Consider the following 21,343-nt stretch of genomic DNA (forward strand, 5'->3'; position numbering starts at 1 on the left):
GCCTGTCCATGCCGTCCTCTCTACTCCGCCCGCCAGCCGAACCGTTGCAGCGACCAGACGTATCCATCGCCGCTGATTGCGCGTAATGCGATGTTGCTGACGGCGGCGAGCGGCGTTTCGAAGCGGAACCATTCCCAGGGAACCGAAGGAATGCCGAGCAGATGCGTGAGGAGTACGGAATTCGTGCCGCCGTGCCCGACGATTCCAATGCGGAGGGTGTGCGCTCTGGCCGGCGCGCTCCAGACCGTGAATTCGCCTTTCGTTTGTGGATGGACGCCGTAATGCGCCAGAACGGACTCGATGGCGGCGGTCACGCGGCCGTGAAATTCGTGAAACGACTCGCCGCCGGGATAGCCCGCCCAATGCTCCTTTAGCGGCCGGCGGGCGGCCGCGGCGAAGTAGGCGTCGACTTCCGTCTGCGAGGCGTACTGCAACACGGGCACGCGGATTTCTTCCAGACCGTCAACGATCTGCGGTGTAAGGTCCTGTTCTTTCGCGATGACGCCGGCGGTTTCCCGTGTTCGTTGCAGAGGGCTGCAGTAAAGTGCAGCCAATGGCCGTTCTTTCAGGTACGCGGCAACTCGCAGCGCCTGCCCGTTTCCGAACGATGTTAATCCAGGATCGCTTGCCGTTTCGAAGGCTCGATCCCAATCCGGCTCCGCGTGCCGTACCAGCACCAGTTCGACCGGCTGATTTTCGCGCACACGCGCTTCCCGCAGTTCCTGTGACATGACAAACCCCGATGAATCAGATAGACGCCAACCGTCCGCCATCCATGGGAATGATGGCGCCGGTGACGTAGCTTGCCTGTTCGGATGCGAGAAAAAGCACGACGCTGGCAACTTCCTCCGGCTTGGCCAGACGTCCGAGCGGAATCCGTTCTTCGTTGCGGCGCTGCGCTTCCGCTTCGGTAATGCCTTGTTTTTGCGCGTCGAGGCGAAGCGCTTCCTGCAGCCGTTCGGTCAGCGTGTTTCCGGGATTGACCGCGTTCACGCGAACGCCATATTTGCCGAGCGCGTTCGCCCATCCGGCGGTGACCAGCATGAGCGCCGCGTTGGCGGCTCCGCCGGACATGTGCATTGTCGATGCGGCCTTTCCGCCGAGCCCGATGATATTCACGATGGAGCCCTGCCGCCGCTCGATCATTCCGGCGCGGACGGCATCCATCGCATGGACGTACGTGAAGTATTTCGAATCCATTCCCTGGTGCCAGGCTTCCGAATCCAACTTTTCCCAGGGCCGGCGTTTCGCCGCGCCTGCGCTATTAATAAGGATGTCGATCGGACCGAGGAGCTTTTCGGTTTCCGCAACTGCAGCCAGAGTCTCCTTCGGGCTTGAGAAATCGGCGCGGGCAGTTACAACCTTGTGGCCTTCCCTGGCCAGGGCGCTCTTTGCCTGTTGCAGATTACCTTCACTGCGGGACGCGATCGATACCAGCGCGCCTTCGGCTGAAAAAGCGCGCGCGCAAGCGAGGCCGATTCCTTTGCTGCCGCCGGTGATGAACACAATTTTGTTTTCGAGTCCAAGTTTCATGATCACGAAATGTAGCATAATCCGCAGGGGAGATAACCTTGGCTCGCATCATTCTCGGAATCGGCACCTCGCACGGACCGATGCTATCGATCGCGCCCGAGTTGTGGCCGGAACGCGTCAAAGCGGACCGGACGAATCCGCAACACTTCTATCAAGGCCGGACCTATACGTTCGACGATCTGGTGGCCCGGCGCCGGAATGAAAATCTGGCGGCGCAATGCACGCCCGAAGTGCGCCGCGAACGGCATGAGCGATGCCGGCAGGCGATCCTGAAACTTGCGGATATCTTCGATCAGGCCAGGCCGGACGCCGCCGTCGTGGTGGGGAACGATCAGATGGAGGTCTTCACCAGCGAGCACGTGCCGGCCTTCGCGGTTTTCTGGGGCGGCTTTGTGGAAGGCATTCCACGCACGCCGGAGTTTCTGGCGAAACTGCCGCCGGGAATCGCATCTGCCGAAGCCGATCGAACGCCATCCGAATACACGCAGTACCCAACGCTGCCGGAGCTCGGACGGCACATCATCGAAAGCTCGATGCAGGAAGGCTTCGACGTCGCTCAGCTCACCAGGCTGACGACCGGAGAAATCGGCTCGAATGCCGTACCGCACGCCTGGGGTTTTGTTTACCGCCGCATCATGCGGGACAAGGTCGTGCCCCATGTACCGGTTTTCGTGAACACGTTCTATGCGCCGAACCAGCCGCCGGCCCTGCGATGCTTCAACTTCGGGCGGGCGATTGCCCGAGCCATCTCGTCATGGGCGCCACAGAAGACCGTTGCGGTGATCGCCTCGGGCGGTTTGACGCATTGGGTGCTGGATGAGCCGTTCGACCACATGGTGCTCGAGGCGCTGAAGCGCGCAGATGCCGCCGCACTGGCGCAAATTCCCGAGTCAATGTGGCAGGCCGGCACCTCGGAAATTAAAAACTGGATAACGGTGGCCGGCATTATGGCCGAGACACGCTTGAAGATGGATGTCGTGGACTATGTGCCGTGTTATCGGTCGGACGCCGGCACCGGCAATGCGATGGGTTTCGCGTCCTGGAGTTGATTGGCAATTTTCAATGGAAAGCAAGTTTGGCCTTCCGGTCTTCTTCGGCCTTGATCCCGGGGCCGTATAGCTGTTCGAAGAAGCCTTCCTTCACGAGACGCGCGACGATGCTGTTGTCGATGACGGAGCGAAAGTTGAATGCTTTCATCTGTGCCCCGACCTGAGCGTCCGAGGGATGATCGAGAATGTATTGCACCGCGGCCGTCAGGATGTACGGGACCCGTTCGTACGTGTTGATTTGCGAGTAATGGTCGTAGACGCGCTCCATGTCTGCCGGGTCCTGCTTGTCCCAGGCGAGATACGCCTTCACGGCGAAGGCCTTGTCATCATAGAAGCGTTTGATGGCCTCCGCGTGCGCTTTGATCAGCGCTTCGGGCAGCTTCGGGTTGGAAGCCACGAGGCTCTTCTTGAAGAGATAAACCGAGGGCGCATAGATGTCATCGTAGTCGCTGATATTGGCGAGGCTCTTATAACCTTCCTGTTCCAGCTTGAAATAAACCGGCGCGGTGATCATCGTCGCATCGACACGATTTGCCACAAGCGCGGCCGCGCGGCCGGTAACGTCGGTGCCGACGCTGAGCCATTGCACATCGCGCTGCGTCAGGCCGGCTTTGGCCAGAAGGCCGATCGTGTAGTTGTAGGGCGCGTCGCCGATCTGGCTCACACCGAGTCGTTTGCCTTTCAGATCCTTCATGCTGGTGATGGTCTTGTTCGCCATCAGCGCGAAAAGGCTTTTCTTGAAGGGACTGCCGACCATGACGAGGGATGCATCCTTCGAACTCGCCTGCATGGCCTGTTCGAGAGTGTACGGAGTCATCGCCGCTTCACCGCTGACGATCATCGCGATGCCCGCCGGATGCACACCGAAGGCCAGTTTCACGTCGTAACCATACTTGGCGTAGTAGCCGCCTTCTTTCGCAATGTATAGCGGCCAGACCTGCCCGGTGCGTGTGGGATAGTTGATCGTGATCGGCGTCAGTGGCTGCTGCGGCAAAGACACCAGGGTTGAAACACTCAAGACCAGCGCGGCGATAAACATTCTCATGCGGGACTCCTGTCGCCAAAGAATATGCGAAATGAGCGGCATGTCGTCAATATTTCGAACACCCTTTGGAAAACGAAGACTACCTCAAGGGGCTCGAAAATCTGCGGCTGTTGAGTGGCCTGATTCCTGAACCGCGCGTTCTCTGTTGCGCTTTTGTGCCTTTGTGGCTAATCCCCCTCTATGGCGGTTTCGCCGGCCGTCTCCAATTGGAAAAACTCTATCAGGAGCTCGGACACCTTTGCCGGCTCCTCGTGTCCAAGCCAGTGAGTGGCATCGGGGAAGGGGAAGAATTCGGCATGAGTGCAATAACCCAGGCTTTCACGGGCCATTTCCAACAGCAGGAAATTGTCGCGTTCTCCCCACAGGATGCGCGTGGGCACACGCACGGTGCGGTCGGCAAAGCCCGTCCGGTAGCGCACGGCGGCGCGATACCAGTTGATCATGGCGGTGGGGGCGCCGGGCTGCGACCAAGCCGCGCGGTATTGCGCAAGATCGTCGGCAGAGAACGTGCCAGGACGGCTCGAGCGAAGCAGCGCGCGCCTGCCAGCGTAAAAATCAAATGCCGGCAACAATCGTTCCGGCAACCAGGGAATTTGAAAGAAAAATATGAACCAGCTTCGCATCATCTGCCGCGCCCGCGTACTCAGAAAACGGCGCATAACCGAGGGATGCGGCACATTGACGATGGCGAGCTTTGCAATGCGCTCAGGATGGAAGACGGCTGTGCTCCAGGCGACAGCGCCGCCCCAATCGTGACCCGCAAGAAAAATTCTCTTCTGTTCCAACTGATCGGCAATCGCGATCACGTCCGCAACGAGCTCGCTCAGCGCGTATGAAGCCACGCCTCGGGGCTTGCTGCTCAAATTGTATCCGCGCTGATCCGGCACGATGACGCGAAAGCCAGCCTCTGCCAGCGGTTCGATTTCTTTATACCAGCCATACCAGAACTCGGGGAAACCATGGAGAAGCACGGCGACCGGTCCATCCTTTGGTCCTGCCGCCATGGCATGCAATACCACACGGCCGTTCTCAAAAAGAATTTTCTCGAGAGGCGTTTTCATCGAAGCACCGGTCTTTAGTCGGCATTGAGTGAGAGCCGGCGGACGGCCTTCGAGCGCTTGTCCGCGGCGAAGACGCGGATGAAGTCGCCGTCGTACTTGCTCGCTTCCCAGATCGGCGGGCTGGTCGAGAGCATCGTCAGGAGCGTCATCGTCGGCGACGCCCGGAGCATCGCGTCGAGCGAGATCCAGCGGACGCCGACGCCAATCGCGTCGCTCAGGTTCTCCACCTGGTGCCAGAAGAACGACGGGTTGTAGAGGATGTCGCCCGGCTCGAGCGTGACTTCGAAGCCGTCGACGAAGGGGAACATCGCGTAGCGGTTTTCGTCCGGCTTGTCCGGATCGAGATCGGTCATGAAATATGGCGTCCGGATGACGGAGGCATTGATCGCCGGGTTCAGCGACGTCGGGTAGATCCGCCAGTGCTTCCGGCCGTGGACCTCAACGAAGAGGTTCTCCGCCCCGGCGGCGTGCAGGCTCGTCTTTGTGTTTTTGCCGCCGAGGAACATGTTGAAGGTGAGGTGGCCCCCGATCTTCGACTTGAGGCTCGAGAGGAACCTGACGTCGAAGTCGTCGACGAGCTCAGGGTGCTTCTTCAGCAGCGGATGAAAGCGGGCGTATTTCTTCCCCCCAGCCTGGAGGCTGCGGACGACCTCACGAAGGGTCGTCATCTGGACCTCGTGGCCGAACTCCTTGCCCGGCTTTCGTTCGCCGAGGAGCGCCTCATCGTCACCGTACTGATCGGCGATGAAGTCGGGCGTCCACTTCGACGTGCACGGCCAATCGAGGGCCGCACCCTCGAAGACGACCGGTATCGACCGGTCGCTATAGCGTGACTTGAAGTCCTCCGCGCTCAGGTTCCGGACCTTGTCGACCGAAACGAGCTTCCCCGTGGGCCGGCCCTGGACACGTGTGAGCATCCGGTCGGCGAGCCGTTTTCGCAGCGGGCCGACCGCGGTTCGGCCGAGGCAGTGCTCGCCCATCCAGAGGGCGTTGAAGAGGGCTTTGTCGATACGTCTGAACGTCGATTCGCCGAGCATGAAAACCTCTGCCATTTTATGTGATGCTCACAGGAATCCGGGTTCGTCGCCAGGGTTTGTTGCCAGGACGTCGTCAATAGAGCGCCTTTGTTCCACGCCGGAGGTTCGAAATCGCAGGATCCGGAGTTGTTTCAGCAGCCAGATGAGCGGGTATGCCGGATCGAATTCAAACCAGCGTACCGCGAAATGCGGCCGCATCGGATAGCGATGATGGTTATTCTGATAGAGTTCACCCATCATCAGCAAATCGACGGGAAGCGTGTTGCGTGACCGGTCGCGCAATGCAAAGTTCCGGTATCCATAGCAATGACCGCACCAATTGACGATCGCGCCATGGACCACGCCGATCAGGAAGTGCAGCGGCAACAAAGCAAACATCCACAAGGATGTCGCGAACTGCCAGTAAAACCAGAAGTAAAGAACTCCCCACGAGACCCGCGTGTACATGGAATCGCCAAAACGGTCCAGCGCTTCCCATTCCGGCACATCGCCCGTAAATTCGACGGCCGGCTCGATTTTCCGTTGGACCAGGCCGGCATATGTCCACTTCGTCTGCCACATCATCCGCGCCGGATTTGTGAAAAAATGCGGTGAATGGGGATCGCGTTGGGTATCGCTGTAGGCATGATGCATCCGATGCAGAATTGCGTAAGCTCGTGGCACCAGAAACGACGCGCCCTGGCTAAGAAATGTCAGCAAGTAAAACACTCGCTCGGCGGGACGCGAGAGCGTAAACATCCGGTGCGCGCCGTAGCGGTGCAGGAAAAAGGTTTGTGAAAACAGGCTGAGGAACCAGTGGATGGTGAGGAAAATGAATATCGGCACGGTTGCGGCGAGACCTCAGTTCGTGTTGGCGGATCGCCGCCGCACCAGCTTTAACATCAACGTATTGTCCTCCGGCAGCAAGGTCACCCCGAGGTGGAGGCCGGGCGTCATCTGCGGCGGCGCAAAGTTAAACTCCTGCAGGATGCGGGAAACGACGAATCTGCTTTCCACCATTCCGAAAGTATTGCCGATGCAGGTCCTTGGTCCGCCGCCAAACGGGAAATAAGCAAAGTGCGGCAAACGCGAGATAAAATCGGGGCTCCAGCGCTCCGGGCGAAACTGTTCCGGCTCGTCATAGTAACGCGGCGAGCGATGAACCGCCCATTGCGGAATCACAAGCTCGGCGCCGGCGGTTACCTTGGTGGCGCCCAAGTGACAGGTCTCCACGACAGTCCGGCTGATGCGGTATGCCGGCGGATAGAGCCGCATGGCTTCGCGCAGGACCTGCTCGATCATGCCGCTTTCGCTGCCGTCCTGAATGTGATGCCGCAGCCTCTCGGTGATTTCCGGATGTCGGGCCAGCAGATAGAACGTCCAGGTGAGGACGGCTGCGCCCGTTTCGTGTCCGGCGAAAAACATCGTTACGACTTCGTCCCGGATCTGGCGGTCGCTCAGAGGGTGTCCCGACTCATCGCGAGCCGCGAGCAATAATCCCAGCAGATCAGGTTGCAACGGCTCCTGGCGTTTTCGCTTGATGATTTTGTTTACCGCCTGATCCAGTAGAGCGACGGCATCACGAAAACGTTTTGCGTACCCGGTCGGCAGGATGCAGGGATCGATGACAAAATCGGGGCGTCCCAACCATGTCGCGACGGTGCGAAAAGCCGTGAAAAACAGACCGCCAAATGAGCCGATCCATTCCGAGTAGTGATCGTGAAACGCATGCAGCGCCTCGGCCGCCTGCGCCACGAGCCGGCGTTCGCCCATCATGTCTTCTCCGAACAGGCTTGAGGCCAGAGCTTCGAAACAGAGGTCCGTCATGTCGCAGTGAATGTTGCGTTCGCCTCCATCTATGAACCCCGCGAGCAGCCGTGCGGTAGCGCGCTGCATACTGCTCTTGTATTGATCGACGCGCTGTGCCTGAAACGCGGGCTGCATGATGCGCCGCTGTTGGCGCCACAGCGGGCCGTCCGCTGTCAGCAACCCCCGGCCGAAACCGCGCTGGGTTGCGCGCAGTCCCGCGGATTTCATGAAGCAGCGGTGTTTCCGCACCAGCACATCCTCGATCAGCGATGGCTCCGTCACGACATAGACCGGCAGCCGCCAGACGTGCGTTTTCACCACTCCTGCCCGGCGTTCGCAGTCCGAATAGAATTCGAGCGCACTGCTCCCCAGAGCGAAGGCGCAGCCGCTCAGCCATGACACGGACGGGTTCTGTGAAATTACACAAGTACTTGCACTCATACAAATGGGATTCGGCCTTCGCACTATACCCTGTGGACCGGAAAACTCATACGGGGGAAACTATTGCCGTTGGAAAAGAATTCGCAGCAACTGTTCCTTAAAGGTTGGGCTGGCTTCAATCGCGATGTGAAAATCCTCTTTACCCAGGGTATAGAGTTCGGTATCGGTGGTAGCCATCACCGTTGCGTTACGGGGCTCGCCGGTAACCAGAGCCGCTTCACCGAAAAATTCCCCTTCGCCTAAGGTGGCCACCAGAACTTTCTGGCCGCCCTCCTCACGATAGACGGCGGCGGATCCTGAGCGAATGATGTAGAACTTATCGCCTTGATCGCCTTGACGGACGATGGGGGCGCCGGAAGGAGTCCATTCGTGTAACACTTTATCGGCAATATCTGAAAGGCCGGTTGCACTAAGCGAGGAGAAGACCCGGCACTTCGTCAGGAACTCGCAGATTCTGACCGATTCGGCGACTTGAACGTCCGAGAAAATACGGCCATCCACCATATTGATAATACGGTCGGCAGCATCAAGGATGCGGTTATCGTGTGTGACAATTAGAATAGCGCAGCCACGCTGCCGCGCAAGTTCCTGGAGTAGCTGGATGACCTCCCGGCCCGAGTCCTTGTCGAGGGCTGCGGTCGGTTCGTCCGCCAGGATCAGACGCGGCCGATTGATCAATGCCCGAGCTATCGATACGCGCTGACGCTGGCCGCCCGACATGGCTTCCGGTTTTGCGTCAATGCGTTTTCCCAGGCCGAGCCGCTCCAGCATTTCCCCGGCCTGCCGCCGCATTTCCGGCCGTCCTGAGGGCTTTAGTTCCAGTGCCATCATCACGTTTTCAAATGCAGTGAGCGATTCAAAGAGGTTGTGCAACTGGAATATGAAACCGATTTCGCGCCGTACCCGAACCCTGGCGGCCGCAGCCAAACCGTTTAATTCGTGGCCAAAAACCCGAATGCTGCCTTCCTGGATCGACCGCAGAGCACCGGCAAGCGTGAGTAAGGTCGTTTTTCCGGAACCCGAGGGGCCGGTGAGAATGGCAATCTCGCCTGCATCGAGTTTCAAGCGATTATCGAAAAGCACTCTGCGCCGCGCGCCGCCCTCTCCGAAATAGTGCGACAGCCCGTCGACGTGAAGAATCGGCGATTCGCCGCTCATTTGAATACCTCGGCAGGGTCGGCGGTGAGCGCTTTATGAATCGCGACCAACGCCGCCACTATCGACATCCCGGCTGTGAAGGCCAAAACAACCAGTATCCGCGGGAAAGTAAGCACCATTTCGAAGTTAATAGTCGTGACAAGCAGGTAATAGAGCCCCCACGCAACGAATACACTCGGAATGAATGCGAGCAACGACAGGAGGAGTGCCTCGTGGGTCACCAGGCGAATCAGATACGTGTTCGGATAACCGATCGCCTTCAATGTGCCAAACAGGGGCATTCGATCCACCACGCTCGTATACAGAATCTGACTGCAGATGACGACGCCGACAATAAAGCCAATCATCAGACCCAATTTGAAAATGAAACCGATTGGTGTATAGGACAGCCAGAAGCGGGATTCCTGGTCGATCAGCTCGGGTTTTGTCCAGATGCGCACATCGGGAGGCAAGGTCTCCTGCAGTGCTTTCCGCACCTCGGCAACCGGCTCGCCCGGGGCCACGCGGAGCAGCCCGAATTCGACCCTGCCCGTCGCCGGGCCTATGGTTCGTCGTTCGGGAAAGTACTTGAAAAAATTGGTCTCACTCATCATCAGCGTGCCATCGGACTCGAAGTCGGTCCCTAAAGAAAACGTCCCGGCTATATGGACCCGCCGTCCGGCGAGTTCCGTCTGCACACCAATTGTCAAAGGACCGAAGAACCGTCGCGAGCGGCGGTCCGCCCAGGCCGACTCGGGTTCCTGCAAATCCGCCGGCACTACCATGAATTGCGGCAAAAAGGCAGAGTCCTGAATCGGAAGACCCACGACACGGATAATCCGCGACTGGTGGGTTTGTGGATTTCTCCAAAACGACAATTGCGACTCTACGTAAACCGGAAGCGCAGCCGTCACGCCATTCACGGAAAGCGCCTGTTCGAGCCGCCTGTAAGGAAATGACTCATGAATACCCAGGTGATGCTTCGAACTGTTGGTGATGATCAGATCGGCATTGAACCAGCGAACCAGCTTGATCTGACCATCGACCACGGCATTCAGGAATCCCATCTGCATAAACATCAGAACGGATGAGAACATGATCCCCGCAATGGCCAGAATCATTCGTTTCTTATCATGAGTGATACTGCGCCAGGCTAAAGGAACGCGGCGGGAAAACATTTCAGTACAGTACGGCAGGGTCTGCCTGGCGCAGCTTGCGCATGGCGAGCAGTCCGGCCGACCAGCACATGAAAACGGTAAGGATCAGAATCAACGCCGCACGAGATACCGGCATCGTCATTGGGAGGCCTGTGTTATCACGAACCGCCTTGTAGAGGGCCACCGAAAGGATCCAACCGAAGCCGAATCCTACGACTGCGAAAATCGATACTTCTTCAAAAACGATCCATTTCAGCGTTGCGTGATCGTAGCCGAGTGCGAGCAGGGTGGCGTACTCCCGCATCCGATTAGCAATGTCCGTCGCCATGACCTGATAGAGAATCACGACTCCGACCACAAGCCCGAGGCCCGCGCCCAAGGCAAAGACCGGACCTATGGAAGTCTCCCTGGCCCAGAAATCATCTTCCTGAGCCATCATCTCCGCACGGGTCAGCACGCGTGTATCTGTTGGAATAATTGTGCGCAGTGCAGCAGCAGCGGCTGCCACGCCTGCAGCCGGGCGGACATGAACGAGGCCGAGGCTGACTTGTTCCGGACTCCCGCTTTTATGCAGGCTGAGGAACGTATCCTCGCTCGTGACCGCCGCGCCGTCGGTGGCGAAGCCGGGCCCGATCCGATACTGGCCGGAGATCTGGATACGGTAGCCGCCAATCTCCGTTGTCGTGCCTGGATCCTGAGGGCCAAAGTGCGGACGGGATAATGAATCGATGAGGATTCGCCCATCGGTCAACAATTTCATCGATTCCGCCGGCAACTGCAGCGGATTCTTGGAAGGATCGAAGCCGAGAAGCAAAATCTGGTAGCGCAGGCGGCTCACAGGATTACGCCACTGTTGTGTATCCGCATAGAAGGCGACGGCGTCGGTGACTCCGCTGACGCTTTTGGCCTGGAATAGGCGCGTCCTTGGAATGGTACCGGTCTGGCCAAGATATTGATACTGAGGTGAGATCAGAAAAATATCGGCGTCGGTTGCATCGTAGACTGCCGTTGCCGAGCTCAGAATGGCCGCATGAAAGCCCAACTCCATAAAAATGAGGAGGACCGAAAAAGTCACGCCGGATAATGCGACAAGAGCGCGTACCTTCCTATGGGTCAGATTCCGCCAGGCGAATGGAGTGCGCGATCGCATCTGAATCCTATTTACTCGTGTCGATTCGGACCTCGACCTGTAGACCGACGAAGCGAGACGCTTCTTCACTATCCGCCAAGCGCGCACGGATTTGTACGACGCGTGCATCGGCGTCTTCTTGTGGATCTATGCTCCTTACCTGGCGTTTGAAAACGCTGGTACCTATTCGTTCAACAACTCCGCTCTGTGTTTTGGAAAGAGCCGGACTGGTGACGTGCACGCCCTGACCCACTCGGACCCGGGCGACATCGGTTTCATACACCTCCGCCATCACGTACATTTGGCCGACATCTCCCATCCTCAAAATGACGCGGCCCATGACAGCTTCACCGGGACTGGCGGCAATCTCGATAATTTGTCCATTGGAGGGGGCGCGGACAACGGATTTTTCGAGTTCAACTTCCGAAACATGCACCGCTTGCCTTAACGATTCCAACTGCCCCGACGCCTGAACGCTCTGCAACTCGGCCCGCCGGGTTGCCAATTGAGCTTCAGCCAGCCATCGATCCGTCTGCGCCGCTGCCTGCACCTCGCTTAGCGTTGCCTCTTCCGCTTCGATGTTGGCCTTCAGGCGGTCTAACTGTGATGCCTGCCGTTCCGACTCCTGGCGCGTGCCGACACCAGACCGTTCCAAACCGCGAATACGTTCCAGTTCGGTGGCCGCAAAAGCGAAATCCGCACGGAGAGCGCGGAGCTTCGCCTGCTGGGCCTCAATTTTGCGCATCGGTGCTTCGCTAAGCTGCTGAAGCCGGACGTTAGCTTCATGGATTCGCGCTTGAGCCGCTTCGGTATTGGCCCGTAATTGCGCCTCGGCATCGCGAAGTTGGCTGGCAGCGCGATCCCGCGCTGCCATGCGGGTTTTGTAGCTTTCGACGTAGGCGAGTACCTCTCCGGCTTTGACGAACTGACCTTGTTTCACCAGCAGTTCTTGCAGCCGCTCGTCACCGGCAACACCGATTTCAACTACTCTGTTTTCCGGCTCGAGACGACCCAGGGCTACGATATCGCGCGTCCGCGGTGGATTGTCCGGGTTCGCAGACGGTTTGGTTTGCGGCTGACATGCTGCGCCGGCAAGGCCGAAAAGGAGCAGAGCGCATGCTGTCAGAGGCGGATTCATGTGAAAAAAGTCTAACATGGAGGAGAATAGACGAAGCACGACGGGCAATACGAAAAAATCCTATCGGGCATTCAACTCTTTTGGCCCGCGGGGCGTCTACTAAGTGACAGCTGCAAACCCTCGAGAACGGAGAGATGATGCGCGCATTCGCATCGTTATCCTTGACTGTCACTCTGGCCATCGCCGCGTTTGGTCAATCGGCGGAGACTCCTGCTTCGTTTGAAATTGCAGACATCCACTCGAGTACTCGAACGAGCACTTTATCTTTTATGCGGACGACGAATCGGCCCGGCCGGTACGAGCTGGATAACGCCTCGATGCTGGAACTGATACGGACTGCATACACCTTCGACGCGAATAAAGTCGTCGGCGGGCCAACCTGGCTGGACTACGACCGGTTCGATGTCATCGTCAAGACGGCAGCGAAAATGCCGGACGCCGAAACTCTAAAACTAATGCTTCAGAACCTTCTGGCGGACCGCTTCAAGCTGGTGGTTCATAAGGATATCCAGCCCGTCACGGGTTGGGTTCTGGCGGTGGGCAAGGGCAAGCATAAGCTGAAGGAATCGGATGGGAAGGGCGAAACGGGGTGCAAGCTTCAGGCGCAAACGTCCACTCCGGTTCAGATCACGGGTGGCGTTTTCAACGTTCCGACACGCTCCTTCTCCTGCCGTAACATCACGATGGAGAAATTTGCCGAAGAACTCCGCGGGATGGCGCCTGGAGACCTAACGAACGCCGTCGTGGATTCGACTGGATTGAAAGGCGCCTGGGATTTCGATCTCAAGTGGCAGCAAGGGGGAATTCTGCAACTTCTGGGAGCCTCAGCGGATGTCGTCACGCTCCCCGCCGCGATCGATAAGCAGCTCGGCCTCAAGCTCGACGAGCAGAAAATTCCGACGGCCGTCCTCGTCGTGGACAAGGTGAACGAAAAGCCAACAGACAATGCAGCGGATATCGCCATAAAGCTGCCGCCTCCTCCGCCGGTCGAGTTCGAGGTAGTCGATATCAAGCCGAGCATTCCGCTCACCGCGGCAAACGTTCAACAAGCCATCGCCGGAGCGGGCAGGGCCGGCTTCTTTCCAGGCGGCCGGGTCAATTTGCCTCGCTTTAATCTGAGGACCGCAATCCTCTATGCCTTCAACCTGGTAGCCGTCGACGACATCGCTAATGTGCCGAACTGGTTCACAACCACCAACTTCGACATCGTTGCAAAGGCGCCGGCTGAAGTCTCGCCGGTCAGCGGTCATGCGCCCATTCAGGATCTTGGCCCGATGTTGAAGGCGATGCTGATCGATCGTTTCAAATTGAAAGCCCATTTCGAGGACCGGCCGGTGAATGCCTACACCCTGCTGGCGCCAAAACCGAAACTCAAAAAGGCGGATCTCACGCGGCGAACGGGCTGCAAGACGGCAAATGCTTCAAATTCAAATTCGAACTCCAGCCCGTTTGGATTCCTCGCGCTGCCGGACCGAATCGTTACATGCCAGAACATCACAATGGCGCAGTTTACGGATCAGTTGGAAGTCCTCGCTCAAAACTACGTTCACTATCCGGTGACAAATGGAACGGGGCTCGACGGAGCCTGGGATTTTTCGTTCACCTACACGCCATTTATCCTCAACCAGGTCGCGGGGGCGCGTGGAGCGGCGCCTCCCGGCGCCGGGCCAGAGGCTCCGGCCGCGGCTGAGCCTGGTGGTGGGACCACTCTCTTCGATGCGGTGGATAAGCAACTCGGGTTGAAACTTGAAATGCAGAAGCATCCGTACCCGATTCTGGTTATTGACCACATCGAGGAAAAGCCGACGGAGAATTGAACGCTGTCGTGCTCACGAGAAAACCTGAATTCGCACCGCCCGACTGAGCGGCGGCGAGCGGGGCAATGATGACGATAAAGACGACAAATGATGGCAGAATAGCGCGCATGTCTTACTGGCTGATGAAAACGGAGCCGGGCGCCTTCAGCGTCGAAGACCTGGAGCGTGCGCCGAACAAGACCACGGCATGGGATGGGGTTCGCAATTATCAAGCGCGGAACATGCTGCGGGATCAGATGAAGCCCGGAGACGCCGCTTTTCTTTACTACTCCAACTGCGAAGTCCCAGGCATCGTTGCGATCGTCGAAATTGTGGAGGAAGGTTATCCCGATCCGACGGCCTTTGACCGCCGGCATCATCATTACGACCCGAAGTCCGATCCCGCCAGTCCGCGGTGGTTCATGGTCGACGTGCAGCTAACGAAACGACTCGCTCGGATCATCTCTCTCAAGGAGTTGCGTGAGCATGCATCGAAGGAGCTCGAGGGGATGATGTTGCTTCGGCCCGGCAACCGGCTCTCGGTGACGCCGGTCAGCGAAGCCCACTGGAAATTCATTCACTCTCTTGAGCGGCGCAAACGCGCTAAGGCGAGGAAGTAGGCTCGATTCGTCCGTCGGCAACTCACCGTCTTGGTTCAAAGACTGATCGCTGAATCGGTTTTGCGGACCCGGCAATTTGACAGATTCCGGAGGACATCTCCAACATTAATAATCTCTACCTTGAGACTATTTGCGCCGCACCGCCATTCCCGATCGCGCCGCGCGCGCCGTGCGTTTGCCCTGATCTTTGCAACCGAGGTCGCAGGTTTGCAGTAGTTCAATCAAATGCGACCTGGGCGGCTAATTTCCTCCTACCAGAGAGTGTGAACCTGCGAATAGTTTCGAATCCTTCGATCCTTCGTTATCAAGACGGCTGTGTAAGTTCGCGCGGTCGACACAATGATTTGGTCGGCAGGATCGCCATGAAACGGTTTGGGCAAGCGGCAACTCTCGACGAGAATTCGCCGGTCGAGTTCCACCAGCTGCAGCGACCCCGGCGTCAGGGCCAGATCGAGCCAGTCGTTGAGGTCGCGATCAAGCGTGAGTTGTCCTTTTTCAACCTTCTTTGCCAATTCCCATATCGATATCATCGAGAGAAGAAGGTCCCTGTCTTCCACCGCCCGCGAAATCTCGGCTTTTGCCTTTCGCGATAACCGGGCGTCCTCGGTAACCCACCAAATCCAGGCATGCGTATCAAGAAGTCTCGGCATTCCACTCTTCCCCCGTACTGAAGGGGTCGCCGGACTCTTTCAGGATGCTGCCGGCAAGTGATTTTGAGGGGCCAGGCTTCAAATAGGGAACAAGACGCGCAATCGGCCGTCCCCTCTTCGTAATGACTACCGATGATTTTGTTTTTGCCACCTCATCGAGCGTCTTCAAGCAGGTATTTTTAAACTTACCTGCGGCAATCGTTCGCATGAGATGAATATAGCCACGACGAAATGGCCATGTCAATCCGGGATCAAGGGGAATCGCTCGTCTAAAATCCTGCGCGATATCTGCTGGTCGCGGCATTCTGCCACCTACCGGCCTGCGGCTTGTTCCTCGAGCCATTTGTCATAGCTGCGCTTGGGAAGAGCGAGAGCGGCTACGCTGAGAGCCGAGTCTGACCGCTTTTTCGCCACATACCAGAGGAAAGCAGCGGGAGTTTCGATCACGGCGCTGACGTCGCCCGGCGCGCGCAGCTGGACGCGCAGGACGTTCTGTAACTGGGGAGGCAGATCGGCGAAGTAGAACTTCGTGTCCTGGCCGCGGGGTGCAGAGAGGATCTGCGCGTTGGGGCCGAACCGTTTCTGAATTTCGATCTCATCGGCGCCGGGTGTGGGCTGTTGCGTTGGCGGCTCGCCAAACTGCCAGGTGGTTTCAATGACCGCGCCGGGATAGCCGCGTTTCAACAAAGCCAGCATCCGGCCCTAAGGCTCGCCGCGCTGCTTTGCGGAGAGCAGATCGTTACGGGCTTGTTCGGTGCGCCGGCGCGCTGAGAAGCATGAAGGGCGTCGTCGTTATCGAAGCGCTCGCGCAGCAGGCGCTCGACCACGATGGGCTTGACGAAAGAATTGGCGAAGCGAGAGTCGTCATTGCCCAGCGCGGCTTTGATTGCGGCAAGTATCTTCGGGGCGCGCGTGGTGGTCTCGATCCGTTTCACCTCTGCATCCAGCATTGCTGTCGTTACCTCGACCTTGTAGACCCGCTTCAGGGCGGACTCTTTCCTCAAATCGACCTGCACGAGATTTCGAGGGCTGCCGCAGGCAGCGCCTGCTCGAACGGCGGCTTCTGACCGGTGCGGTGGTTGTAATACACGCGCTCGATGGCTGCCCTGTCGGCGCGGATAGAATAGGTGAACGCAGTCCCTTGGGCGTGAAGCGGCACACCATTCAGCAGGCAAAGAATGACGAGTGACGCGGATGACGCAGATGGGGCGCCTCAAAAGTTCGTTTTTGCGCCCCATCTGCGTCATCCGCGTCATCTGCGGCTAAAAAAGTTTGATTGCGGCATAGCCGAGTTATGCCTTTTGTGGCTATTCTCTTTTCCATGCTGAACGCGGAAAGGCGCCGACAATTCCTGGACCTGATGGCGGAATCCGGCTGGGACACACTGCTCCTGTACGGACATAGCTGGCGAAAAGACTTCTTCCGCTGCCTGATTAATTTCAATTTCTTTGGACCCCACGCATTGGCGGCGCTCACGCGATCGAATGAACTTTCTGTGGTCCTGGCGCATCCGTGGGATCGGGAACGCCTGTCGGGGAAAGTGGATGCGAATGTGACCTGGCAATCGGACTTCACAAGCGCGGTACGCCAATGGACATCGGGCAAGACGGCAATTGCAGGCAGGGAGTTCATGGAGGCGCGGTTTGTCGAGGAAAGTAGCGTTTCTGCGACGTCTGCCGTGGAGGCCATCCGGCGCTTCAAGACCCCCGAAGAAATAGAATATGTCAAGCAGGCTGCGCGGCTGGCCGACGCCGGTTACCAGCATTTTGTCGATACGGCTGAAGTGGGCATGGCGGAGTACGAGCTTGTTGCAGAGGTCGAGGCCTTTCTGAAAACGAATGCGGCCGAAGATAACTTCATGCTGATCGGTTCGGGCGGAACCGAGGTCTTCGGGATGAGGCCGCCGACGGAGCGGAAATTCCAGAAGGGCGATAACATCACGACCGAGCTGACGCCTCAGGTCAACGGCTACTATGCTCAGATCTGCCGGACCCTCGTTCTGGGCGAGCCGAGCGACAACCAGAAACGATCATTCGCCATCTTTCAGGAGGCGCAGGCCGCCGCCCAGAATTTCGTCAAGCCGGGCGTGAACGTGAAAGATGTCGCGAGGGTGCAGAACGATGTGTTCCGCCGCGAGGGTTACGCAGAATACACCGGCGCGAAATATACACGGGTCCGCGGGCACAACCTGGGCCTCTATCCGGACGAGAATCCGTGGGTGCTGGAAGATGTCGATTGTCTGGTCGACAAGGGAATGGTCGTGATCGCGCACCCCAACACCTACCTGCCGTTGTCGGGATACATGGTGTTCGGCGACACGCTTCTGGTGACGGATAACGGCTGCGTGTCCTTGAATAAGACCGAAAAGAAACTTTTCAGCAAAGAGGTGTGATTGAAACGAGGGCTGATCACGTGGGATAAATCGGAAATACCGCCAACGGTGTTTGAGCAGCGGGTGGATCGTGTGCGCCGCGTTCTGGCCGAACGCGAACTCGCGGCGCTGGTGGTTTATTCGGAATTGTGGCGGTCGAATCAGGCGCGCTTCTTTTGCAACTACATGCCGTATTTCAATCGCGCGATCCTCATCATTCCAAGGGATGTGCCTGCGACGCTTCTATGCGGGCTGTCGCCGCGCGTGTATGGATGGATCCGGTCGGTGACGACCATCGAAGATGTCCGCCCGGCAGGGAACTTCGCGAAGCCGCTTTTCGAGATTGCGACCGAGCGGAAGTGGACACGCATCGGCGCGCTGGATTTACCGCAATTCCCGTACGACATTCACGAGGCTTTGCAGTCTGGGCCGATGGAAGTTGCGAATGTCGAGTCGGCGGCGGTCTATCTGCCGGCTGAAGACCAAAGCGAAATCGCGATGCGGAAGAAAGCCTCTGAAATGCTGACGCGTGTTCTCGAAGAAGAGGTCCCGCGCGGCGTCGGTAAAGTGGACCACTATTTTGTCGGACAGCTCGAAAGGCGGCTGCGACGGGCGGGCGCGGAAGATCTAATTGTGCTGCTGAAGAACGGCGAAACGGTTGCGGCTCCGCCCAATGGAGCGGTGCTTAAAGAAGGGTATTCGGTCAGCCTGGCGCTGGAATATCGCGGACATTGGGTGCGGGTTCCGGACAATGACGAATTCATGTGGGGATCGTATCCATATGAATGTTATTGAGAAGATCCTCGCGAAGGCGAGCGGCAGGAAAGAAGTGGCGCCCGGCGAAGTGATCATCGCCAATGTCGATTTGATGGTGATGCATGACCTCAGCGCGAATTTCGTCATGCGTGTTTTCCGGGAAGAGTTGGATGGCGGGACGATCCTCGATCCCTCCCGGATTGCGATTGTCTTCGACCATAACTTTTCGCCTGCCACCGAAGAGGCCGCGCGGACGTTGCATAAAGTGCGCCGGTTTGCCGCGGAGCACGGGATCCGGAATCTATTCAATGGCGGCAACGGCAGCCTTCATCATGTGATCATCGAAAACGGTCTGTGGGCGCCGGGACAAGTCATCATCGGCTGCGATTCGCACACGCCCGTTTACGGAGCCCTGGGAGTGTTCGCGACCGGTGTCGGGAACAACTCGATGGCGGCGCTTGGATTCCAGCATGGAAAGGCCTGGTTCAGGATTCCCTCCACGATGCAGGTATTTCTCCACGGCAAGACACGCGGCACCGTGGCGCCCAGGGACGTTGCTCAGTACGTCGTTGGACATCTTGGAGAAGACAGCGCGATCTACCGGGCGCTGGAATATGCCGGGCCTTACGTCGAGCAGCTCTCGATTGAAGACCGCATGCTGTTCCCGCTGATGTCGATCGATCTCGGGGCGAAGGCGTCTTTCATTAATCCGGACGAGAAGACTGCTGCGTATGCGCGAGCATTCTCGAAGATCAAAGACTTCGAGATGTTCACGAACGACGCGAATGCGAAATACGAGCGAATCGTCGATATTGACGTCTCCCAGCTCGAGCCTCAGGTCGCCTGTCCGCCGACCGTCGGGAATGTAAAGGGATTGTCGGAAGTCGAAGGCACCCATATCGACCTTGCGGAGATCGGCGGCAGCACGGGAGGCCGCCTCGACGACCTTCGCGTGGCTGCAGGCATACTGAAAGGCTGCCGGATCGATCCCGGCGTCCGCCTTCAAGTCGTCCCGGCAAATCGCAGTGTCTATAAAGCGGCGCTTCAGGAAGGATTGATCGAAGCGCTGCACGATGCGGGGGCCGTTATCTTCCCGCCCAGCGCCGGATCCAATCAGGCGGTCAACATGGGCGCCATGAGCGAAGAGGAAGTGATGATCTCGAATCAGGCGAGAAATTTTCCGGGCCGCAACGGTCATCCGAAAGCGAAGCATTATCTGGGTTCAGCGCGGACGGTTGCTTCGTCCGCGCTGAACGGAAAGATCAGTGGTTAACCTTTATACCGAATCCGCCAGATACGGTTTCCGCCGTCGTCCGAAACCAGCACGGAACCGTCGGGCGTAACCGTCACGCCTACCGGCCGGCCCCATTTGTCGTTCTTCTGCGGATCGACGACAAAGCCCGTCAGAAAGTCTTCGACGGCGCCAGGCTTGCCGTTCTGGAACGGAATAAAAATCACCTTCGCTCCATTTGTCGTCGAGCGATTCCATGATCCGTGAAGTGCAACGAACAGGCCGTTTCTGTAGTGCTGCGGGAATTGCGAGCCGGTGTAGAAGGCAATGCCAAGCGGAGCAGAATGCGCGGGAATCAGTACATCGGGAACGATCGCACGTTTGACGAGATCGGGTTCCTTCTGTGGGACGCGAGAATCGACGTGGCCTCCGATATAGGAGTACGGCCAACCATAGAAGCCGCCGTCTTTAACCGACGTCGTGTATTCGGGCGGCGTATCGTCACCAAGGTTGTCCCTCTCATTGACTGCGGTCCAGACCGTATTGGTTCCCGGCTGCAAAGCCAGACCCACCGGGTTACGCAGTCCGGAGGCGAAGACGCGGAAGCCGGTTCCATCAGGATTGTATTCCTGAATCATCGCCCGGTGTTCGTTGCCGGTGCCTTGCTCGTCGATGTTGTTTAACGATCCGACGGAAACATAAAGTTTCTTGCCGTCGCGGCTGAAGAGGACGTTCCGCGTCGAGTGATTACCGAATCCTGAGAGGTCGGCGAGCTTCTCGGGCGGTCCTGAAGCCTTCGTGTCGCCCGTCTTGTACTTATAGCGCACAAGGCTATTCGTGTTTCCGACATACAGATACCCTTCATGGAAAGCCAACCCGAAGGGCTGAGTCATCTCGCCATTGCTTGCGGCCGGAGCCGCGCCGCGGCCCTGTCCGCCGCGCCCTCTCTGGGGCGGGGTGCCCTGCTCGAAGGTGAAACGTTGATCGGGAAGTCCGTTCTTGGTCGACGAGCGCAAAATCACGACCGCATTTTGAGAGGGTTCGGAGACGAAAAGATCGCCGTTAGGCGCATAAACCATCATGCGGGCATTCGGAACATTATCGGCAAAGAGCTCCACTGTAAACGCTGCCGGAACTTTAGGCATCGCATTGTCGGGTCTGGGAACGACGCTGCCTGGATTCGGTTTGGCAGCCATCACGGGCGGTACCGGCGGCACATTCTGCTGAGCGGCAATGACCGCGGAGAGACTGGCAACTCCGAGGCAAAGAAGAATCAGGATTCGGGATCTTTTCATTTGAACTCCACGCAGAGTTTTAGAACGGTAGGTATCGTAGCGTACCGGCGGCGCGGGAGGAAAGTGCATATAAAAAGGCCCGCCTTTGCGGGCCTCTTATCAGTACGAG

General features: G+C 58.0%; 22 protein-coding genes. 7 read left to right on the forward strand and 15 right to left on the reverse strand.

The features are described 5' to 3' along the window. Window positions 1–20: 20 nt before the first annotated feature. Together VGK48_22360 and VGK48_22365 are read right to left on the reverse strand one after the other, a co-directional pair. Window positions 21–731, reverse strand: a complete 711-nt coding sequence (locus VGK48_22360; protein HEY2383929.1) for a histidine phosphatase family protein — start codon at window positions 729–731, stop codon at window positions 21–23. A gap of 16 nt (window positions 732–747) precedes the next feature. Beyond that, the gene (locus tag VGK48_22365) at window positions 748–1,533 is read right to left on the reverse strand and encodes an SDR family oxidoreductase (protein ID HEY2383930.1); all 786 of its coding nucleotides are present in this window, start codon (window positions 1,531–1,533) and stop codon (window positions 748–750) included. Window positions 1,534–1,571: 38 nt separating this feature from the next. Here VGK48_22365 and VGK48_22370 point away from each other — a divergent pair, with 38 nt between their 5' ends. After that, window positions 1,572–2,582 (forward strand): protocatechuate 3,4-dioxygenase, encoded by a 1,011-nt coding sequence (locus tag VGK48_22370; GenBank protein ID HEY2383931.1) that lies wholly within the window; start codon window positions 1,572–1,574, stop codon window positions 2,580–2,582. Window positions 2,583–2,592: 10 nt separating this feature from the next. On the opposite strand, the gene VGK48_22375 is transcribed toward VGK48_22370, so the two are convergent. The 9 genes from VGK48_22375 to VGK48_22415 form a co-directional block, all read right to left on the reverse strand. Further along, window positions 2,593–3,627 (reverse strand): ABC transporter substrate-binding protein, encoded by a 1,035-nt coding sequence (locus VGK48_22375; protein ID HEY2383932.1) that lies wholly within the window; start codon window positions 3,625–3,627, stop codon window positions 2,593–2,595. A gap of 167 nt (window positions 3,628–3,794) precedes the next feature. Further along, complete coding sequence (locus VGK48_22380) at window positions 3,795–4,688, reverse strand: alpha/beta hydrolase (protein ID HEY2383933.1); 894 nt, start codon at window positions 4,686–4,688, stop codon at window positions 3,795–3,797. A 14-nt stretch (window positions 4,689–4,702) separates the two neighbouring features. Then, window positions 4,703–5,740, reverse strand: a complete 1,038-nt coding sequence (locus VGK48_22385; protein ID HEY2383934.1) for a cupin-like domain-containing protein — start codon at window positions 5,738–5,740, stop codon at window positions 4,703–4,705. A gap of 12 nt (window positions 5,741–5,752) precedes the next feature. Continuing rightward, window positions 5,753–6,550 carry an acyl-CoA desaturase gene (locus VGK48_22390; protein HEY2383935.1) on the reverse strand — a complete coding sequence of 266 codons (798 nt, stop codon included), beginning with the start codon at window positions 6,548–6,550 and terminating at the stop codon, window positions 5,753–5,755. 15 nt (window positions 6,551–6,565) lie between these two features. Next, window positions 6,566–7,954 carry a cytochrome P450 gene (locus VGK48_22395; GenBank protein HEY2383936.1) on the reverse strand — a complete coding sequence of 463 codons (1,389 nt, stop codon included), beginning with the start codon at window positions 7,952–7,954 and terminating at the stop codon, window positions 6,566–6,568. A gap of 60 nt (window positions 7,955–8,014) precedes the next feature. After that, window positions 8,015–9,112, reverse strand: a complete 1,098-nt coding sequence (locus VGK48_22400; GenBank protein HEY2383937.1) for an ATP-binding cassette domain-containing protein — start codon at window positions 9,110–9,112, stop codon at window positions 8,015–8,017. Further along, window positions 9,109–10,269 carry an ABC transporter permease DevC gene (devC, locus tag VGK48_22405; protein HEY2383938.1) on the reverse strand — a complete coding sequence of 387 codons (1,161 nt, stop codon included), beginning with the start codon at window positions 10,267–10,269 and terminating at the stop codon, window positions 9,109–9,111. Before devC (VGK48_22405) ends, VGK48_22400 begins: the two co-directional genes overlap by 4 nt. A gap of 1 nt (window position 10,270) precedes the next feature. Continuing rightward, entirely contained in the window at window positions 10,271–11,398 is a 1,128-nt protein-coding gene (gene devC, locus VGK48_22410; protein HEY2383939.1) for an ABC transporter permease DevC, read from the reverse strand. Window positions 11,399–11,405: 7 nt separating this feature from the next. Then, window positions 11,406–12,515, reverse strand: a complete 1,110-nt coding sequence (locus tag VGK48_22415; GenBank protein ID HEY2383940.1) for an efflux RND transporter periplasmic adaptor subunit — start codon at window positions 12,513–12,515, stop codon at window positions 11,406–11,408. A gap of 137 nt (window positions 12,516–12,652) precedes the next feature. Between VGK48_22415 and VGK48_22420 the strand changes: the two genes are divergently transcribed. Beyond that, complete coding sequence (locus VGK48_22420) at window positions 12,653–14,332, forward strand: TIGR03435 family protein (GenBank protein HEY2383941.1); 1,680 nt, start codon at window positions 12,653–12,655, stop codon at window positions 14,330–14,332. A gap of 107 nt (window positions 14,333–14,439) precedes the next feature. Beyond that, a complete protein-coding gene (locus VGK48_22425; protein ID HEY2383942.1) occupies window positions 14,440–14,931 on the forward strand; it encodes an EVE domain-containing protein in 492 nt (163 codons plus the stop codon). Window positions 14,932–15,182: 251 nt separating this feature from the next. Here VGK48_22425 and VGK48_22430 read toward each other — a convergent pair whose 3' ends face one another. The 3 genes from VGK48_22430 to VGK48_22440 are packed head-to-tail and all read right to left on the reverse strand — an operon-like array spanning window position 15,183 to window position 16,277. After that, a complete protein-coding gene (locus VGK48_22430) occupies window positions 15,183–15,581 on the reverse strand; it encodes a type II toxin-antitoxin system VapC family toxin (protein HEY2383943.1) in 399 nt (132 codons plus the stop codon). After that, window positions 15,565–15,885: a type II toxin-antitoxin system Phd/YefM family antitoxin gene (locus tag VGK48_22435; protein HEY2383944.1), complete on the reverse strand. Its 321-nt coding sequence runs from the start codon at window positions 15,883–15,885 to the stop codon at window positions 15,565–15,567. The genes VGK48_22430 and VGK48_22435 overlap by 17 nt, the downstream gene beginning before the upstream one ends. 8 nt (window positions 15,886–15,893) lie before the next feature. After that, window positions 15,894–16,277, reverse strand: a complete 384-nt coding sequence (locus VGK48_22440) for a hypothetical protein (GenBank protein HEY2383945.1) — start codon at window positions 16,275–16,277, stop codon at window positions 15,894–15,896. A gap of 80 nt (window positions 16,278–16,357) precedes the next feature. On the opposite strand from VGK48_22440, the gene VGK48_22445 reads away from it, so the two are divergent. The 4 genes from VGK48_22445 (at window position 16,358) to VGK48_22460 (ending at window position 19,981) form a co-directional block, all read left to right on the forward strand. Then, a complete protein-coding gene (locus tag VGK48_22445; protein HEY2383946.1) occupies window positions 16,358–16,648 on the forward strand; it encodes a hypothetical protein in 291 nt (96 codons plus the stop codon). A gap of 236 nt (window positions 16,649–16,884) precedes the next feature. Further along, entirely contained in the window at window positions 16,885–17,973 is a 1,089-nt protein-coding gene (locus VGK48_22450; GenBank protein HEY2383947.1) for a Xaa-Pro peptidase family protein, read from the forward strand. Then, complete coding sequence (locus tag VGK48_22455) at window positions 17,974–18,747, forward strand: hypothetical protein (GenBank protein ID HEY2383948.1); 774 nt, start codon at window positions 17,974–17,976, stop codon at window positions 18,745–18,747. Next, window positions 18,734–19,981, forward strand: coding sequence for an aconitase/3-isopropylmalate dehydratase large subunit family protein (locus VGK48_22460; protein ID HEY2383949.1), 1,248 nt, complete (start codon window positions 18,734–18,736; stop codon window positions 19,979–19,981). The genes VGK48_22455 and VGK48_22460 overlap by 14 nt, the downstream gene beginning before the upstream one ends. On the opposite strand, the gene VGK48_22465 is transcribed toward VGK48_22460, so the two are convergent. Continuing rightward, window positions 19,978–21,234 (reverse strand): sorbosone dehydrogenase family protein, encoded by a 1,257-nt coding sequence (locus VGK48_22465; GenBank protein ID HEY2383950.1) that lies wholly within the window; start codon window positions 21,232–21,234, stop codon window positions 19,978–19,980. The genes VGK48_22460 and VGK48_22465 overlap by 4 nt on opposite strands. Window positions 21,235–21,343 lie beyond the last annotated feature (109 nt).

The sequence above is a fragment of the Terriglobia bacterium genome (assembly GCA_036496425.1).
Taxonomy (GTDB): Bacteria; Acidobacteriota; Terriglobia; order 20CM-2-55-15; family 20CM-2-55-15; genus 20CM-2-55-15.

Bases quoted from the DNA above. Each gene is read 5' to 3' on its own strand.
- VGK48_22440 (HEY2383945.1), bottom strand. From the start codon at position 16,277: ATGCTGGCTTTGTTGAAACGCGGCTATCCCGGCGCGGTCATTGAAACC.
- VGK48_22395 (HEY2383936.1), bottom strand. From the start codon at position 7,954: ATGAGTGCAAGTACTTGTGTAATTTCACAGAACCCGTCCGTGTCATGG.
- devC (HEY2383938.1), bottom strand. From the start codon at position 10,269: ATGTTTTCCCGCCGCGTTCCTTTAGCCTGGCGCAGTATCACTCATGAT.
- VGK48_22415 (HEY2383940.1), bottom strand. From the start codon at position 12,515: ATGAATCCGCCTCTGACAGCATGCGCTCTGCTCCTTTTCGGCCTTGCC.
- VGK48_22460 (HEY2383949.1), top strand. From the start codon at position 18,734: ATGAATGTTATTGAGAAGATCCTCGCGAAGGCGAGCGGCAGGAAAGAA.
- VGK48_22385 (HEY2383934.1), bottom strand. From the start codon at position 5,740: ATGGCAGAGGTTTTCATGCTCGGCGAATCGACGTTCAGACGTATCGAC.
- VGK48_22430 (HEY2383943.1), bottom strand. From the start codon at position 15,581: ATGCCGAGACTTCTTGATACGCATGCCTGGATTTGGTGGGTTACCGAG.
- devC (HEY2383939.1), bottom strand. From the start codon at position 11,398: ATGCGATCGCGCACTCCATTCGCCTGGCGGAATCTGACCCATAGGAAG.
- VGK48_22380 (HEY2383933.1), bottom strand. From the start codon at position 4,688: ATGAAAACGCCTCTCGAGAAAATTCTTTTTGAGAACGGCCGTGTGGTA.
- VGK48_22400 (HEY2383937.1), bottom strand. From the start codon at position 9,112: ATGAGCGGCGAATCGCCGATTCTTCACGTCGACGGGCTGTCGCACTAT.
- VGK48_22360 (HEY2383929.1), bottom strand. From the start codon at position 731: ATGTCACAGGAACTGCGGGAAGCGCGTGTGCGCGAAAATCAGCCGGTC.
- VGK48_22435 (HEY2383944.1), bottom strand. From the start codon at position 15,885: ATGCCGCGACCAGCAGATATCGCGCAGGATTTTAGACGAGCGATTCCC.
- VGK48_22465 (HEY2383950.1), bottom strand. From the start codon at position 21,234: ATGAAAAGATCCCGAATCCTGATTCTTCTTTGCCTCGGAGTTGCCAGT.
- VGK48_22425 (HEY2383942.1), top strand. From the start codon at position 14,440: ATGTCTTACTGGCTGATGAAAACGGAGCCGGGCGCCTTCAGCGTCGAA.
- VGK48_22445 (HEY2383946.1), top strand. From the start codon at position 16,358: ATGAAGGGCGTCGTCGTTATCGAAGCGCTCGCGCAGCAGGCGCTCGAC.
- VGK48_22420 (HEY2383941.1), top strand. From the start codon at position 12,653: ATGCGCGCATTCGCATCGTTATCCTTGACTGTCACTCTGGCCATCGCC.
- VGK48_22365 (HEY2383930.1), bottom strand. From the start codon at position 1,533: ATGAAACTTGGACTCGAAAACAAAATTGTGTTCATCACCGGCGGCAGC.
- VGK48_22375 (HEY2383932.1), bottom strand. From the start codon at position 3,627: ATGAGAATGTTTATCGCCGCGCTGGTCTTGAGTGTTTCAACCCTGGTG.